17 protein-coding genes are annotated in these 15,098 nt (G+C 69.6%); 10 read left to right on the top strand and 7 right to left on the bottom strand.

Features of this window, described 5'->3' with window-relative positions:
- From VLG41_RS04195 to VLG41_RS04170, 6 genes are all read left to right on the top strand, one after another.
- The coding region (locus VLG41_RS04195) for a LysR substrate-binding domain-containing protein (protein WP_325348144.1) at positions 1-387 on the top strand (387 nt) is incomplete at its 5' end.
- A gap of 93 nt (positions 388-480) precedes the next feature.
- Positions 481-1,563, top strand: coding sequence for a TRAP transporter substrate-binding protein DctP (locus tag VLG41_RS04190; RefSeq protein WP_325348143.1), 1,083 nt, complete (start codon positions 481-483; stop codon positions 1,561-1,563).
- A 120-nt stretch (positions 1,564-1,683) separates the two neighbouring features.
- Positions 1,684-1,902, top strand: a complete 219-nt coding sequence (locus VLG41_RS04185) for a type II toxin-antitoxin system Phd/YefM family antitoxin (RefSeq protein WP_325348142.1) — start codon at positions 1,684-1,686, stop codon at positions 1,900-1,902.
- A 5-nt stretch (positions 1,903-1,907) separates the two neighbouring features.
- Positions 1,908-2,336, top strand: coding sequence for a type II toxin-antitoxin system RelE/ParE family toxin (locus VLG41_RS04180; protein ID WP_325348141.1), 429 nt, complete (start codon positions 1,908-1,910; stop codon positions 2,334-2,336).
- A gap of 3 nt (positions 2,337-2,339) precedes the next feature.
- A complete protein-coding gene (locus tag VLG41_RS04175; RefSeq protein ID WP_325348140.1) occupies positions 2,340-3,263 on the top strand; it encodes a delta(1)-pyrroline-2-carboxylate reductase family protein in 924 nt (307 codons plus the stop codon).
- Positions 3,260-3,982 carry an aldolase gene (locus tag VLG41_RS04170; RefSeq protein ID WP_325348139.1) on the top strand — a complete coding sequence of 241 codons (723 nt, stop codon included), beginning with the start codon at positions 3,260-3,262 and terminating at the stop codon, positions 3,980-3,982. The genes VLG41_RS04175 and VLG41_RS04170 overlap by 4 nt, the downstream gene beginning before the upstream one ends.
- 7 nt (positions 3,983-3,989) lie before the next feature.
- On the opposite strand, the gene VLG41_RS04165 is transcribed toward VLG41_RS04170, so the two are convergent.
- The 5 genes from VLG41_RS04165 to VLG41_RS04145 are packed head-to-tail and all read right to left on the bottom strand — an operon-like array spanning position 3,990 to position 8,691.
- On the bottom strand, positions 3,990-4,979 hold the full coding sequence (locus VLG41_RS04165; RefSeq protein ID WP_325348138.1) for a 2Fe-2S iron-sulfur cluster-binding protein: 990 nt from the start codon (positions 4,977-4,979) through the stop codon (positions 3,990-3,992).
- 20 nt (positions 4,980-4,999) lie between these two features.
- The gene (locus VLG41_RS04160; protein ID WP_325348137.1) at positions 5,000-5,977 is read right to left on the bottom strand and encodes a PdxA family dehydrogenase; all 978 of its coding nucleotides are present in this window, start codon (positions 5,975-5,977) and stop codon (positions 5,000-5,002) included.
- A gap of 16 nt (positions 5,978-5,993) precedes the next feature.
- On the bottom strand, positions 5,994-6,437 hold the full coding sequence (locus tag VLG41_RS04155; RefSeq protein ID WP_414652436.1) for an aromatic-ring-hydroxylating dioxygenase subunit beta: 444 nt from the start codon (positions 6,435-6,437) through the stop codon (positions 5,994-5,996).
- A 17-nt stretch (positions 6,438-6,454) separates the two neighbouring features.
- Positions 6,455-7,690 (bottom strand): aromatic ring-hydroxylating dioxygenase subunit alpha, encoded by a 1,236-nt coding sequence (locus VLG41_RS04150; protein WP_325348135.1) that lies wholly within the window; start codon positions 7,688-7,690, stop codon positions 6,455-6,457.
- 8 nt (positions 7,691-7,698) lie between these two features.
- The gene (locus tag VLG41_RS04145; protein WP_325348134.1) at positions 7,699-8,691 is read right to left on the bottom strand and encodes a tripartite tricarboxylate transporter substrate binding protein; all 993 of its coding nucleotides are present in this window, start codon (positions 8,689-8,691) and stop codon (positions 7,699-7,701) included.
- A 109-nt stretch (positions 8,692-8,800) separates the two neighbouring features.
- On the opposite strand from VLG41_RS04145, the gene VLG41_RS04140 reads away from it, so the two are divergent.
- Positions 8,801-9,619 (top strand): IclR family transcriptional regulator domain-containing protein, encoded by an 819-nt coding sequence (locus tag VLG41_RS04140; protein WP_325348133.1) that lies wholly within the window; start codon positions 8,801-8,803, stop codon positions 9,617-9,619.
- 7 nt (positions 9,620-9,626) lie between these two features.
- Here VLG41_RS04140 and VLG41_RS04135 read toward each other — a convergent pair whose 3' ends face one another.
- A complete protein-coding gene (locus tag VLG41_RS04135) occupies positions 9,627-10,586 on the bottom strand; it encodes a LysR family transcriptional regulator (protein WP_325348132.1) in 960 nt (319 codons plus the stop codon).
- A 131-nt stretch (positions 10,587-10,717) separates the two neighbouring features.
- Between VLG41_RS04135 and VLG41_RS04130 the strand changes: the two genes are divergently transcribed.
- The 3 genes from VLG41_RS04130 to VLG41_RS04120 all read left to right on the top strand — a co-directional run bounded on the left by VLG41_RS04130 (position 10,718) and on the right by VLG41_RS04120 (position 14,115).
- Entirely contained in the window at positions 10,718-11,698 is a 981-nt protein-coding gene (locus VLG41_RS04130; protein ID WP_325348131.1) for a tripartite tricarboxylate transporter substrate binding protein, read from the top strand.
- Positions 11,698-13,236, top strand: coding sequence for an altronate dehydratase family protein (locus tag VLG41_RS04125; protein ID WP_325348130.1), 1,539 nt, complete (start codon positions 11,698-11,700; stop codon positions 13,234-13,236). Before VLG41_RS04130 ends, VLG41_RS04125 begins: the two co-directional genes overlap by 1 nt.
- Positions 13,237-13,365: 129 nt before the next feature.
- A complete protein-coding gene (locus tag VLG41_RS04120) occupies positions 13,366-14,115 on the top strand; it encodes an IclR family transcriptional regulator (protein ID WP_325348129.1) in 750 nt (249 codons plus the stop codon).
- Position 14,116: 1 nt separating this feature from the next.
- Here the strand turns inward: VLG41_RS04120 and VLG41_RS04115 are convergent, their stop codons facing one another.
- A complete protein-coding gene (locus VLG41_RS04115; protein ID WP_325348128.1) occupies positions 14,117-15,082 on the bottom strand; it encodes a tripartite tricarboxylate transporter substrate binding protein in 966 nt (321 codons plus the stop codon).
- Positions 15,083-15,098 lie beyond the last annotated feature (16 nt).

Here is a 15,098-nt window from a genome sequence, read left to right as displayed (position 1 = left end):
CGCGTGCCGCGCGACCTGATGCAGCACGACTGCATCGCCATCCGCCAGGGCGAAGAGGCCTATGGCGTGTGGCGCCTCTCGCACGGGCGCGGCCGCCAGGCCAGCACGGAATCCGTGCGCATCCACGGCAAGCTCACCACCAACGACGGCGAGATCGCGGTGAAGTGGGCGCTCGACGGACACGGCATCCTGATGCGCGCCGAATGGGACATCGAGCGTTACCTCAAGAGCGGGCGCCTGGTGCCCGTGCTGCCGCAGTACTTCACGCCCGACGCCGACATCCACGCCGTCTATCCGCAACGGCACCAGCTGGCGGTGCGCGTGCGGGCCTTTGTGGACTTCGTGGCCGCGGCCTTCTCTCAGCAGTCTCCACAGGGCAAATCCTAGGGTTTCCCCGGGGAAAGCGGCTGGCATACTCCCTACCCCCATAGGTAGTTGCGCCCGCAACCCCTACACCCGTTTCCCGAGGAGTCAATTTCCATGGATCGTCGTTCCGTCATCAAGAACGCCGGCATCGCCGGCGTGCTCGCCACCGGCATCGCACCCGCGGTGCATGCCCAGGCCGCCGTGCGCTGGCGCCTGGCTTCCAGCTTCCCCAAGTCGCTGCCCACCATCTTCGGCTCGGCCGAGAAGTTCTCCGAGACCGTCAAGGCCCTGTCGGGCGGCAAGTTCGAGGTCTCGATCCATGCCGCCGGTGAGATCGTGCCGGCCTTCGGCGTGGTCGACGCCATCCAGGACAGCACCATCGAGATGGCGCAGACCGCGTCCTACTACTTCACCGGCAAGGACCCGATCTTCGCCTTCGGCTGCGCCGTGCCCTTCGGCCTGACCGCGCGCCACATGGACGCCTGGATGGAGCACGGCAACGGCCGCAAGCTCATGGACGAGTTCTACGCCAAGTTCAACATCCTCTCCATGAGCTCCGGCAACACCGGCACGCAGATGGGCGGCTGGTACCGCAAGGAAATCAAGACGGTGGCCGACCTCAAGGGCCTGAAGATGCGCATGGGTGGCGGCCTGTTCGGCGAGTCCATGGCCAAGCTGGGCGTGGTGGCGCAGAACATGCCCGCCGGCGAGGTGTACCAGGCCCTGGAGAAGGGCACGCTGGACGCCACCGAGTTCGTCGGCCCCTTCGATGACGAGCGCCTGGGCTTCAACAAGGTCGCGCCCTTCTACCACTACCCCGGCTGGTGGGAAGGCGGCGCCGAGCTCGAGTTCTTCATCAACAAGAAGGCCTTCGACGCGCTGTCGGCCGAGAACAAGGCGATCGTGCGCGCCGCCGGTGCGGTGGCCGCGCGCGACATGACCGCCAAGTACGACGCGCAGAACCCCATCGCCCTCAAGCGCCTGGTGGCTTCGGGCACCAAGCTCGTCGCCTTCCCCAAGGCCGTGATGGACGCGGGTTTCAAGTCGGCGCAGGAGGTGTTCGCCGCGCACGAGGCCAAGTCGCCCGAGTTCAAGAAGATCCACCAGGACATGCGCGCCTTCCAGCGCGACCAGATCCTGTGGAGCCGCTTCTCCGAGTGGCGCTACGACAGCTACATCACCTCGGCCAAGATCTGAACGATCGGCCCCGAGACGAAGCCCGCCGCCCGGCGGGCTTTTTTTTGTCTTATGAGCGCTAAAATCAGCGCTTATTTTGGAGCGAATATGGATACCATTCTTGCTGACCAAACCGTAAGCATGTCGGACTTCAAGAAAAATCCCGCAGCCGTGCTGCGCGAAGCCAAGCACAAGCCCGTGGCCGTGCTCAGCCACAACCGGCCGGCCTTCTACATGCTCAAGCCCAGCCTCTTCGAAGCCATCATGGAAGAACTCATCGATCACGAACTGCAAGCCAAGGTCGCGGCGCGGCTCGCGGAGAAGATGAACGCCATCGAGGTCGACATCGACTCCGTCTGAGCGCCGTGGCCAAACCCAAAGCACCTGCATCCGCACCCGCAGCGGTGCAGTCAGCTCAGCCTCACAAGTTCCGGCTGAAATTCCTTCCCTCGGCGCTGGAAGAGTGGAAGAGCCTCGATGGCTCCGTGAAGGAGAACTTCAGAAAGCTGCTGAAGTCGCGCCTTGACAACCCTCACGTGCCGGGCGCGGAATTGCGGGGCGAGCTGAGGGGCTACTACAAGATCAAGCTGCGCAAGCAGGGCTATCGCCTGGTGTATGGCGTGGAGGACGATGCCCTCGTCGTGATGGTGATGGCCGTGGACAAGCGCGAGGATTCCGAGGCATACGCATCGGCCATCGCGCGCCTGCAGCCGTCCAGCAAACGCATCGCAAAAGCGGGTGCTGGCGAGCGATCACCCCCGAAGAACACCAGGCCAGGCAAACGAGGCCACTGAACCATGAGCCATCCCACGCTGTACTCGCCCGAGGCCACCGCCGCCGCCCTGCCCTATCCCGAACTGGCCAAGGCTATCGCGGCCTTGCTGCGCGACCCGGCGGTGAAGGTGCCGGCGCGCACCGTGTTGCCGCTGCCGGCGGGCGGTGTCCTCATCGCCATGCCCGCTACAGACGCGCGCGTGGCCATCACCAAGCTGATCAGCTTCGTCGCCGACAACGGCGCGCGTGGCCTGCCCGCCATCCAGGGCGATGTCATCGTGTTCGACGCGCGCGACGGCCGCCGCCTGGCCCTGCTCGACGGGCCAACGGTCACGGCGCGGCGCACCGCCGCCGTCTCGCTGCTGGCCGCGCAGCGGCTGGCGCCGCGCACCGACGGGCCACTGCTCATCGTCGGCGCGGGTGTGCAGGGGCGCGCGCATCTCGAGGCTTTCGCCAGCGGCCTGGGCGTGAAGCAGGTGCGCGTGGCCTCGCGCAGCGCCACGAGCGCCGACGCGCTGGTGGCGCACGCGCGCAATCTGGGCCTGGACGCGATCCGTGTCGACGACGCCGACGCCGCGCTGCCCGACTGCCCCCTGGTGGTCAGCGCCACGCCCGCGCAGGCCGCCTCGCTGCACGCCACGCCGCGCGACGACGCCTTCATCGCCGCCGTGGGCGCCTTCACGCCAGCGATGCTGGAATGGGCGCCCGAGGTCTGCCGCCACATCGCCGCGCGCGGCACGCTCGCGGTGGACACGCGCGACGCCGACCACGAGGCCGGCGACCTGTTGCAGGCCGGCCTGGACGTGCCGGCCGTGGCCACGCTGGCCGATTGGCTCGATCGACCGCGCCCCTCGGGCCCGGTGTTCTTCAAGAACTGCGGCTGGGCCGGTTGGGACCTCGCCGCCGCCCGGCTGGTCGCAGCCGATCTCATCGACACCACCCCATGAACCACGAACACGACTTCCAGAGCGACACCGTGCGCCAGTTGCGCGCCGACCTCGCGCTGGCCCTGCGCGCCGCCGCGCACTTCGGCCTGTCCGAAGGCGTGTGCAACCACTTCAGTGTGGAACTGCCCGACGGCTCGGGCCGCTTCCTGCTCAACCCGCGCGGCCTGCTGTGGCAAGAGGTGCAGGCCGACGACATCGTGATGGTGGACACCCAGGGCCAGGCACTGGCCGGCCGCCACCCGGTGGAGAGCACGGCCATGCACATCCGCGCCGGCGTGCACCGGGTGGCGCGCCAGGCCGTGGTGCTGCACACGCACATGCCCTACGCCACGGCGCTCACGCTCACGCGCGAGCGCGCACTGGACACCGCGCTGTCGCAGAACGCCATGCGCTTCCACGGCCGCGTCGGCACCGACCCGGTCTACAACGGACTCGCGCTCGACCACCCCGAGGGCGAACGCATCGCGCGCGCCATGGGCGGCGCCGACGTGGCCTTCCTCGCCAACCACGGCGTCATCGTCTGCGGCGCGCGCATCGACCACGCCTTCGACGACCTGTACTACCTGGAGCGCGCCTGCATGGCGCAGGTGATGGCCGCCTCCAGCGGGCTGGCGCTGGCACCCAGCACGCCCGAGATGGCCGCGCGCGTGGCCGAGCAGACGCTGGGCGAGCGCCTGCAGTCGGAGCTGTTCTTCGAGGCGTTGCGGCGCCGCTTGTGAGCGCGCGTCAGCCGACGACGAAGATGTCGGCGTGAAAGCGCTCGGGCGGCAGGCCCAGGGCCGTGCACGCGGCGCGGACCGCCGACACCATGGCCGGCGCGCCGCAGCAGTACACCTCGGCATCCTCCAGGCCATCGGCCACGGCGCGCACCGCCGAGTCGACGCGGCCGTGGTGGCCTTGCAGCGCCTGCGCGTCGGCTTCGTCCTCCAGCGCGGGCACGAAGCGCCAGTCCGGCAGGCCGCGCGCCCACTTCTGCACGTGCTCCAGCAGGTACAGGCCTGATCGATCGCGCGCACCCCACACCAGCGTCACCGGCCGCGTGGACTTCTGGCGCAGCAGGTGATCGAGCAGCGACTTCACCGGCGCGAAGCCGGTGCCGCCGCACACGCACAGCAGCGGGCGTTCCGACGACGGATCGATCTCCACCTGGCCGAAGGGCAGTTCCACGTCCAGCGTGTCGCCGGGCTGCAGCCCGGGCACGATCGCGCTGAAGCGGCCACCGGCCACGTGCCGCACGTGCAGTTGCACGCCATCGCTCTCGTGCGGCGGGTTGGCCATGGAGTAGCAGCGCGGCTCACCACCCGGCAGTTGCACCTGCAGGTACTGCCCGGCGCGAAAGCGCGCGCGCTTGCCGGCCGGCAGGCGCAGTTGCAGCAGGCTCACGTCGGGCGCGGCCAGGGTGTTGCGGTAGACCTTGAGCTGCAGGCGCTGGCGCGCACCCGGCTCGGCGCGGCGCCAGCTCGCGGGCGCGATGCTCAGGTCGCTGCGCGGGCGGCACTGGCACAGCAGTTCCTGCCCGGGCGGCGTCGCCTCGGCGGAGACGACACCGCGCTCGAACTCGCCACCCTCGACGCGCGCGGCGCAGTTGCCGCACACGCCCTTGCGGCAGGAATAGGGCATCTCGATGCCCGCCTTCAGCGCCGCGTCGAGCACGGTGTCGGTGGGCTCGCAGGCGAAGGACACGTCGGTGCCGGCGATGCGGATCTGGTGGGTCATGCGAACAAGAGGGAACGGGTTCAGGCCGGGGTTGGGGTCGGCGTGGAGGTCGGCGTTGGGCCCAGCACCAGGCGCAGGCTGCGCAGCAGCGCATCGGGCCGCGCCTGGCCGGTGCCGGCGATGTCCATCGCGCTGCCGTGGCCGGTGCTGGCCAGCAGCACCTCGGCGCCGATGGACAAGGCGCTGGCGCCCTGCGGGGCCAGCAGCTTGATGGGGATGTGGCCCTGGTCGTGAAACATGGCCACGTACAGGTCGTGCGGGCGGCGCGGATGGTCGGCCAGCAGCACGTCGGCGCCTTGCGGCTCACCCACGTCCAGGCCCTGCTCGCGCAGCGCGCGCGCCGCAGGCACGGTGCAGCGCGCATCGTGCGGGCCGAACAACTCACCCTCGGATGCGTGCGGGTTGACGCCGAACAGCGCCACGCGCGGCTCGGCGATGCCCAGACGGTGGCAGGCGCGCACGCCGGCCTGCGCGGCGGCCACCACCAGCGCCGGGTTCAGGCGCGAGAGCGCGCGCTCCACGCTTTCGTGCAGCGTGGCGTGCACGATGCGCAGACCACCGCCGATGAGCAGCAGGAAGACCTCGTCCTCGCTCTGCCCGCACACGGAAGCGACCAGGCTCGGGTAGCCGCTGAAGCGGATGCCCGCCTGCGCGATGGCGGTCTCGTGGTGCGGGCCCGCCACCACGGCTTGCACCTCGCCCGCGCGGCAGGCCTCGATGGCCGCGCTCGCGCTGGCCACCGCGCTGCGGCCGGCCTCGGCGTGAATGCGCCCGGGCTGGTGCGCGCCGGCGGGAAGGCCGCCCACGTGCACCTGCGCCACACCGACCAGCAGGTGCTGCAGGCCCAGGGACCGCGCAGTGGCGCGCAACACCTCGTCAGGCCCGTAGACCACGAGGCGTTCGCGTTCCTGCGGCGCCAGTTCAGCCAGCGCCTTCAGCGCGATCTCTGGACCGACGCCGTTGGGGTCGCCCAGGCTCAAGGCCACGCGCGATGTCATCGCTCGCTCCGGAGGCTCACAGCGGCAGCGCCATCAGCGTGTCGGTGACGGTGCTGTCGCACACCGCCACGCGCTCGGCCAGCAGCAGCTTCCCATCCACCCGCACGAAGCGGTCGCGGTACACGCCGGTGGCGAAGAGCTGGGTCTCGCCGTGCGCCATGATGCGCGCCACCATGAAGGGCGTGCTCGCGCGCGCCGTGTGCTCGTCGGCCGCTTCCAGCAGCGGCACACCGAGCAGGTGGCGGTAGCGCTGGCGCTCGTAGATATTGGCCTCGCGCAGCGCGGCCACGCGGTCTTCCAGCATGGCGCGCGAGTCGGCCCAGACGATGCCGGCCGGCAGGCCCTGCTGCTCGTTCTCCACGTGCGTGATGCGGTAGTGCGCATCGGACGCGAAGAAATCGGGCCACCGCTCCAGGCGGTCGCTGTCGATGGTCTCGGCGTACGCCGCATGAAAAGCCATGAGGTTCAGCAGATCGATCACGCCGCCACCCCCATGTGCTGTCGGTAGGCTTTCCAGAAGCCACGCACCGAGGTCTCGGTGGCCCGGCCTTCGCCGGAGGCCACCACGTCGCCGCCCATGGCCACCACGGCCTGCTGGTCGCGCGCGCCGGCGATGCCGCGCTGCACGAAGCCGCCCACCGCGCCGTCTTCCATGGAAATGAAGCCCGCCGGGCCCACCAGGTTGCACTGCTTCAGGCGCACGCGCAGTTGCTCGGGCGTGTCGTCCTCGAAACCCAGGTAGACCCAGTGCAGCTCGCTGCGGTCCTTGCCCTTGGTGACGACCTGGCGCACGGCCAGGCAGTTCTGGATCTGCTGCAGCACGAAGCCCGGAAACACCGAGAGGATCTGCAGGGTGATGCCATCGGGCCACTCGTCGAAGCCGGCGAGCACGCTCGGGTCCTTCAGGCGGTAGCGCTCGTGGTCGGAGCGCAGACCCTGCTCCTTGTACGACTCGTCCTTGGCCGCCGGGTCGATCATCGAGTAGCTGACGTGGTTGCCGCCCGATTCGTCCACGATCACCCCGCCCTTTTGCGAGAGGCGGTTGAGTTCGAAGGTGGTGAAGAACAAGTGCAGCAGGCTCGCGTGGTAGCTGTCGCGCACGTTCTCCACGTAGAGCTTCCAGTCGTTGGGCAGGGCCTGGGTGAAGCGGCCGATGACCTTCACCGGCTTGTGCAGCACGCGCTCGATGCGCGCGCAGATCTCCTCGCCGAGGTACTCCTCGATCGGCGGCACGTCGTCGCTGAAGCTGCCGAACACCAGGCCGCAGTACACCGCCACGCGCAGCTTGCGCGGGCCGTGCTCTTGCTTGCAGAAATCGGGCGGCATGCCGCCCTGCCCCTTCACGCCTTTCTCGAAAGCCACGCCGGTGAGGTCGCCCTGGCGGTTGTAGCTCCAGGCGTGGTACACGCACTGGAAGCTCTCGGCCTTGCCGGATTTCTCCAGCGCGATCAGTGCGCCGCGGTGCGCGCAGCGGTTCTCGAAGGCGTACACCTCGCCGTCGGCGTCGCGCACCACCACCACGGGCGTCTCGCCCACGAAGGTGGTGCGGTAGCTGCCGTCCTCGGGCAGCTCGGCCTCCAGGCACAGGTAGTTCCAGGTGGCGCCGCGGAACACGCGCTCCTGCTCCTGCGCGTGCACCTCGTCGTCCGCGTACACGGCATAAGGCACGCGGGTGAGCCTATCGGCCCAATGAATGGCTTGCACGTCTGACATGTCGGCGGTCACTCGAGGGTCACGTTGGCGGACTTGATCACGCGGGCCCATTTGTCGGACTCGGCCTTGATGAAGGCGCCCGTCTGCTTCGGCGTCTGGCCGCCGGGCTCGGCGCCCTGCGCGGCGAACTTCTCGCGCACGTCCGGCAGCGTCATGGCGGCGGCGAAGTTCTTCTGCAACTGCTGGACCGCTGCATCGGGCGTGCCCGCCGGCGCGACCACGCTGAAGAAGGTCACGGCCTGCATGTCGGGCAGCTTGAGTTCACCGAAGGTCGGCACATCGGGCAGCGCCTTCGAGCGGCGCTCGTCCGCCACGGCCAGCACCTTGATGCGCTTGCTCTGGTGGTACTGCGCCGAGGAAGCGATGTTGTCGAAGAACACGTCCACCTGGCCGCCGACCAGGTCGGTCAGCGCGGGCGCGGTGCCACGGTAGGGGATGTGCACCATGCGCGTGCCGGTGAGCTGCATGAACAGGTTGGCCGTGAGGTGCGAGGTGGAGCCGTTGCCTTGCGAGGCGTAGGTCACCTTGTCGGGGTTGGCCTTGAGGTAGGCGATGAACTCGGCCAGGTTGTTCGCCGGCACCTTGGTGGACACGCCCAGCACATTGGGCACCGTGGCCACCACCGTCACCGGCACCCACTTGGTGGGGTCGAACGGCATGGTCTTGTAGAGGTGGTGGTTGATGGCGATCGGGCCGGGCGGCGACACCAGGAGCGTGCTGCCATCGGCGTCGGCGCGTGCAACGAATTCGCCGCCGATGTTGCCGCCCGCGCCGGTGCGGTTCTCCACCACGATGCCGGCGGGGTACGCGTCGCGCATCTTCTCGGCCAGCACGCGCGGCAGCACGTCGGCGGTGCCGCCGGCGGGAAACGGCACCACCAGGCGCAGCAGCTTGGGCGTGGCGCCCGACTGGGCCAGTGCGTTCAGGGGCAGCGCGGCGCTCAGGCCGGCGGCGATCGACACCGCCGCGAGGGCGCGTCGTGTGAATCGGGGGGAGTTCATGTCATTCCTCTGCGTGGGTGGGCGAAACGTGTCGGCCAATCACCGGCACGGCGGCGCAGTCTAGGCGCGTGCTTGATCAGCATCAACGAATTCGCACAAAATGTGCGCTATGCGAACTTCCAATAAGACTTTCCCCAGCATCAACGAACAGGACGTGACGAATGGCACGGCCGAACGCTCCGAGCGCGACTACGTCATGGCACTGGAGAAGGGCCTGGCCATCATCGAAGCCTTCGGCCAGTTGCGCGGCGCGGCCACGCTCACGCAGCTCGCCGAGGTCACGGGCCACACCAAGGCCTCGGTGCGCCGCTCGCTGCACACGCTGTGCCACCTGGGTTACGCCACGCAGGACGGCCGCCAGTTCCAACTGGCCGCGCGCGCCTTGCGCCTGGGCTCGGCCTTCGTGGTGTCGGACGCGCTCACGCGCCTGGCCCAGCCCATCCTGGAGACCACCGCCGAGCGCACGAAGGAATCGGCTTCCATCGCGGTGCTCGATTCGCAGGACTCGGTCTTCGTCGCGCGCGCCACGCACCGGCGCAGCCTCTCGGTGGGCCTGGGCGTGGGCGCGCGCCTGCCGGCCTACGCCAGCGCCACGGGCCGCGTGCTGCTGGGCGGGCAGCCGCGCGACTGGGTGCGCTTCATGCTCAACCGCATGGGCCGGCCCGCGCTCACGGTCAAGACCATCACCAGCCTGCCCAAGGTGATGCAGCAGGTGGACCTGGCCCAGCGCCAGGGCTACGCGCTGTGCGACCAGGAACTGGAGATCGGCCTGCGCTCGATCGCGGTGCCCATCCTCGACCGCCGGGGCCGCACCATCGCGGCGATGAGCCTGTCGGTGGCCACGAGCCGCATGGACGTGCCCACCATCCTGGAGAAGCTGCTGCCCGAGCTGGAGCGCGCGAAGCAGAAGTTTCCGGCGCTGCTGTAGAACCTGCTCAGCGCGCTGGCCGCCGCCGCGGCCTCGCACCGCGCCGCGCGCTCGCGCGCAGCAAGCCCAGCAGCTTGTCGGCCGCCGGTGTGCGCAGGCCGCCGCGCAGCATGATGATCCCCACCGGCGGCAGCTCGATCGGCACCGGCAGCGGCAGGGTGCGCGCGAGTTGTTCGTCCTCCAGGTAACGCGCCACGTCATGCGCCACGAAGGCCACGCGCCGGTGCTGGCGAAGGCAGCTCAGCGTCACCAGGAAGGACGCGGTCTCCACGATGTCGACCGGTGGCTCCAAGCCGTGCTTGTAGAACATCTGGTTGAGCTTGATGCGCGAGGAGGCCCAGGGCGGTGGCACCACCCAGGGCTGCGCGGCCAGGTCCGCCCAGCCAGGTTGGCGTCGGCGGGCCAGTGCATGGTCCTGCGCGACCACCACGCTCATCGCCTCGGTGTACAGCGCCTCGGTCTCCAGATCGGGCGAGGCGTAGCCCGGTTCGATCCGGCCGACGATGAAGTCCAACTCGCCCACGCGCAGGCGCGGCAGCAGGCGCGACAGGTCGCCCTCCTCCACCAGCACCGCCGTGCGCGGCGCTTCCTGCTTCAGGCGGCCGACCGCCTCCACCAACAGGCCCGGCGTGGCCACCACCATCGCCCCCACGCGGATGCGCCCGGCCCCGCCGCTGGCCACGGCCGAGATGTCCTCGCGCGTGCGGTCGAAGTCGGCCAGCACCGAGCGGGCGAAGCGCGCCACCTTCTGCCCATAGGCCGTGGGCTCGGTGCCGCGCGTGGAGCGCACGAACAGCTCCAGCCCGAACAGACGCTCGATCTCGGCCAGCGACTTGCTCACCGCCGGCTGGGTGAGCGAGAGAAACTCGGCGGAGCGCCCGAGGTGGCGGAACTCGTCGAGCGCGACGATGAGCTGCAGGTGCTTGAGCTTGAGGTTGGAACGCAGCACGCGGTCGATGTCGCTCACGGGGTGTTCTCCTGGATGGGCGCTACATGAAGAATATGACATGCAGACTGTCCACTTCTTCATTGGTCCGGCATGACACGAATCACCAGAATGCGACGCGTTCCCCCACGCACAACGACAGGAGACAAGCCATGCACATGAACCGCCGCCAACTCATGCTCGGCACGGTGGGCGCCGCGCTCTCGGGCGCCACGCCCTTGCTGCGCGCCGCCGGCTACCCCGAGCGACCCATCACCTTCATCTGCCCCTGGCCCGCCGGTGGCACCGGCGACATGACCATGCGCGCCCTGTGCGTGGCCGCCGCCAGCGCGCTCGGCCAGCCCGTGGTGGTGGAGAACCGCGCGGGCGCCTCTGGCATGCTGGGGCTGAAAGCGCTTGCCATGGCGCGCCCCGATGGCTACACCGTGGGCCAGATCCCGATTTCGGTGACGCGCTTCTCGCAACTGGGCAGCGTGCAGGTGGACCCGATGAAGGACCTCACCTACCTGGCCCGCACCTCGGGGCAGACCTTCGGCATCGCGGTGCGCGCCGACTCGCCGCACAAGACCTTGAAGGACTTTGTTGCCGCGGCCAAGGCCGCCCCAGGCAAGCTCACCTACGGCAGCGCGGGCGTGGGCGGTGCCACGCACGTCGGCATGGAAGAGTTCGCCATGGCCGCTGGCATTGAGCTCAACCACGTGCCCTACAAGGGCGGCGCGCCCGCCCTGCAGGACCTGCTCGGCGGACAGATCGACGCGCTGGCCGATTCCAGCTCCTGGGCGCCGCACGTCAAGTCGGGCAAGCTGCGACTGCTGGCCACCTGGGGCGAGCAGCGCACGCGCGAGTTCGCGGACGTGCCGACGCTCAAGGACTCGGGCTACGACGTGGTGGTGGACGCGCCCAATGGCGTGGGTGCCCCGAAGGGGCTGGACCCGGCCATCGAGAAGCGCCTGCGCGAGGCCTTCAAGGCCGCCGCGGCGAGCCCGGAGTTCGCGGCCGCCTGCGGCAAGATCGACGCGCCGCTGATGTACCTGGATGGGCCCGATTACGCGAGCTATGTCGCCACCACCTACCGCAAGGAGACGCAGCTCATCGAGCGGCTCAAGTTGCGCGAACTGATGAGCAAGAGCTGATGCCCGTGCCGGTGCCCGACGCCTCGCCGCTGATCCGCCTGCACGCCAGCGACAACGTGCTGGTGGTGCGCCAGCCGCTGGCGCTGGGGCAGTCGCTGCCGGGCTTCGGCCTGCGCGCGAAGGCGCAGTTACCGGCCGGCCACAAGATCGCGGCGCGCGACATCGCCGCCGGCGAGCGCGTGCTCAAGTACAACGTGCCCATCGGCCGGGCCGCGCGCGACATCGAGGCCGGCGAGCACGTGCACGGCCACAACCTCGAGCTCACGCATGAGGCGCACGACCCCGGCTTCGGCCTGGACGCGCGGCCGGTGGACCACGTGCCCGAAGCCGAGCGCGCGCATTTCATGGGCTATGTGCGGGCCGACGGCCGCGTGGGCACGCGCAACTTCATCGGCATCCTCAGCTCGGTGAACTGCTCGGCCACGGTGATCCACCGCATCGCCGCGCACTTCACGCCCGAGCGCCTGGCCGACTACCCGAACGTGGACGGCGTGGTGGCCTTCGCGCAGACCAGCGGCTGCGGCATGTCCAGCCCCAGCGAGCACTTCGACCTGCTGCGCCGCACGATCGGTGGCTACGCGAGCCACCCCAACCTGGCGGGCGTGCTCATCGTGGGCCTGGGCTGCGAGCGCAACCAGGTGTCCGATCTCATGGCCTCGCAGGGCCTGCAGGAGGGCCCGCTGGTGCGCGGCTATGTGATGCAGGACGTGGGCGGCACGCGCGCCACCATTGCGGCCGGCGTGGCCGCCGTGCAGGCCATGCTGCCGCTGGCCAACGCCGCGCGACGCCAGCCCGTGAGCGCCGCGCACCTGAAGGTAGGCCTGGAATGCGGCGGCTCGGACGGCTTTTCCGGCATCGGCGCCAACCCCGCGCTGGGCGCGGCCATGGACCTGCTGGTGCGCCACGGCGGCACGGCCATCCTGTCGGAAACACCCGAGATCCATGGCGTGGAATTCATGCTCACGCGCCGCGCGGTGAGCCCCGAAGTGGGACAGAAGCTGCTGGACCGCCTGGCCTGGTGGACGGAGTACACGCGCGGCCACCAGGCGCAATTCAACGGCGTGGTGGGCGCGGGCAACCAGGCCGGCGGCCTGGCCAACATCGTGGAGAAATCGCTTGGCTCAGCCATGAAGGGCGGTACCACGCCGCTGGTGGACGTGGTGCGCTATGCCGAGCGCATCGACACGCCCGGCCTGGTGTTCATGGACTCGCCCGGCTACGACCCGGTGGCCACCACGGGCCAGATCGCCAGCGGCGCCAACCTCATCTGCTTCACCACCGGGCGCGGCAGCATGTTCGGCAGCAAGCCCGCGCCCACCCTCAAGCTCGCCAGCAACACGCCCATGTTCCAGCGCCTGGAGGAGGACATGGACATCAACTGCGGCCTGGTCATCGACGGCGAGCTCGACATCCCGCGCATGGGCGAGCGCATCTTCGAGCACATCCTGCGCACGGCCTCGGGTGAACGAACCAAGAGCGAGCTGCTGGGCCTGGGCGACCACGAGTTCGTGCCCTGGCACCTGGGCATCGTGAGCTGAAGGACCGCGCCCTGCCCTCGGCCGAGGGCAGGGCGCAGCGCTCCTCTATGATGCCGGCCAGTTCCTGCCCCTGCCCGCGACCCTGCCGGCCCCGCCATGGCGACCAGAGAAAAGCCCCCCAAAAAGGAAATGCGCGTCCGCGCCGTTCCGGCCGTCACCCGGTCCATCGCCATCCTGCGCCTGCTGGGCGAGAACAAGCAGGGCATGGGCGTGAAGGCCATCGCCGACGCCCTGGGCCTGGTGCCCAGCACCTGCCTGCACATCCTGCGCGTGCTGGTCAGCGAAGAGCTCGTCCGTATCGAGGCCGACACCAAGCGCTACACCCTCGGCAACGGCATGATCCGTCTGGCCAAGAGCGTGCTCGAGGACGGCGGCTTCGCCCGCCAGGTGCAACCTGCCCTGGACCGCCTGGCCGCCACGTACGGCGTCACGGCCATGGGCGTGGAGATCACGCCACGGCAATCGGTGGTGGTGCTGGCGCTGTCCAAGTCCACCCAGCCGTTTCGTCTGCACACCGACGTGGGCAGCGAATTCAGCAGCATGGTGAGCGCCACCGGCCGGCTGATGGCGGCCCATGGAGAGGACACGCCAGCGCAACTGCGCAAGAAGTTCAACACCATTGCCTGGGACAAGGCCCCCGCATTCGAGGCCTGGAAGAAGGAAGTGGACCAGGCGCGCGTGCGCGGTTGGGCCATCGACCGCGACAACTTCGTCGTCGGCCTCACGGTGGTGGCCGTACCACTCATCGACGCCGCCGGGCGGCTGAGCCACACGCTGGTGGCCGCCGGACTGTCCAGTCAGCTCACGCCGGCCGCCGTGCAGGTCATGGTGAGCGACATGCGGCGCGAGGCGCAGGCCCTGATGGACCTGCTCGTCTGACTCAGTCCACGCGAATGCCGGCGGCCGCGATCAAGGGCTGCCACTTCTTGCGCTCGGCCTGAGCGAACTCACCCAGCTGCGATGACGGGCCGCCTGCGGGCTCGAAGCCCAGGTCCAGCAGCTTCTGCCGCGCCTCGGGCTGCTGCAGCACCTTGTAGAGCGTCTTGTTGAGAAGGGCCACCACCTCGGGCGGTGTGCCCTTGGGGGCGTAGAGCGCGTTCCAGGCCACGACCTCGAAGTTGGCGTGGCCCTGTTCGGCCACGGTCTTCACGCCCGGCACCAGCGCGCTCGGCTGCCGCGAGGTGACCGCGATGGCGCGCAGCTTGCCGCCGGCGAGCAGCGGACGCAGGCTGGTCGGCGTGTCCACGATCACGGGGACCTGTCCGCCCATCACATCGGCCACCGCACCGCTGGCGCCCTTGTACGGCACGCCGAAGAGCGTGACGCCGGAGCGTTCCTTGAGCAGTTCCACCACCAGGCGGGCGCTGGTGCTCGGCAGGGCCACGTCCGCGCCGCGCGGGTTGCGCCGCACCTCGTTCAGCAGTTCCGCCGTGCCCTGGATGGAAGACGCCGAATTGACCGCCACCACCATCGGGAACGTGCCCACCAGCATCACCGGAACGAAGTCGTGCTCGGGGTCGTAGGCGATGCGCGAGTAGAGGAACTGGTTGAGCACGTGGGTGGCGTTGGTGCCCATGGTGAGGGTGTAGCCGTCGGGCGCCGCGCGCGCCGCCAGCTCGGTGCCCAGGTTGCCCCCCGCGCCCGGCTTGTTGTCGACGATGACGGGCTGGCCCAGGTCGCGCGACATCTGCTCGGCAAGGTAGCGGGTCGCGATGTCGGTGCCCTGGCCGGCCGGGTAGGCGACGATGATCTTGATGGGCTTGTTCGGGTAGGCCTGTGCCCAGGCCCCCGCGGGTGCGAGCGCCACGAGGCCCAGGGCGAGGATCGTCGATGCGATTCTTTTCATGCTGTCTGTCTCCTTC

Origin of the sequence: Hydrogenophaga sp., assembly GCF_035481345.1 — a bacterium.
Taxonomy (GTDB): Bacteria; Pseudomonadota; Gammaproteobacteria; order Burkholderiales; family Burkholderiaceae_C; genus Hydrogenophaga.
This window is presented reverse-complemented; position numbering and strand designations above follow the sequence as displayed.

Coding starts and splice junctions, on each gene's coding strand:
- VLG41_RS04160 (WP_325348137.1), bottom strand. CDS start 5,977: ATGACATCGCGCGTGGCCTTGAGCCTGGGCGACCCCAACGGCGTCGGT.
- VLG41_RS04165 (WP_325348138.1), bottom strand. CDS start 4,979: ATGACCCACCAGATCCGCATCGCCGGCACCGACGTGTCCTTCGCCTGC.
- VLG41_RS04150 (WP_325348135.1), bottom strand. CDS start 7,690: ATGTCAGACGTGCAAGCCATTCATTGGGCCGATAGGCTCACCCGCGTG.
- VLG41_RS04185 (WP_325348142.1), top strand. CDS start 1,684: ATGTCGGACTTCAAGAAAAATCCCGCAGCCGTGCTGCGCGAAGCCAAG.
- VLG41_RS04145 (WP_325348134.1), bottom strand. CDS start 8,691: ATGAACTCCCCCCGATTCACACGACGCGCCCTCGCGGCGGTGTCGATC.
- VLG41_RS04125 (WP_325348130.1), top strand. CDS start 11,698: ATGCCCGTGCCGGTGCCCGACGCCTCGCCGCTGATCCGCCTGCACGCC.
- VLG41_RS04115 (WP_325348128.1), bottom strand. CDS start 15,082: ATGAAAAGAATCGCATCGACGATCCTCGCCCTGGGCCTCGTGGCGCTC.
- VLG41_RS04155 (WP_414652436.1), bottom strand. CDS start 6,437: ATGGCTTTTCATGCGGCGTACGCCGAGACCATCGACAGCGACCGCCTG.
- VLG41_RS04140 (WP_325348133.1), top strand. CDS start 8,801: ATGCGAACTTCCAATAAGACTTTCCCCAGCATCAACGAACAGGACGTG.
- VLG41_RS04175 (WP_325348140.1), top strand. CDS start 2,340: ATGAGCCATCCCACGCTGTACTCGCCCGAGGCCACCGCCGCCGCCCTG.
- VLG41_RS04130 (WP_325348131.1), top strand. CDS start 10,718: ATGCACATGAACCGCCGCCAACTCATGCTCGGCACGGTGGGCGCCGCG.
- VLG41_RS04190 (WP_325348143.1), top strand. CDS start 481: ATGGATCGTCGTTCCGTCATCAAGAACGCCGGCATCGCCGGCGTGCTC.
- VLG41_RS04120 (WP_325348129.1), top strand. CDS start 13,366: ATGCGCGTCCGCGCCGTTCCGGCCGTCACCCGGTCCATCGCCATCCTG.
- VLG41_RS04170 (WP_325348139.1), top strand. CDS start 3,260: ATGAACCACGAACACGACTTCCAGAGCGACACCGTGCGCCAGTTGCGC.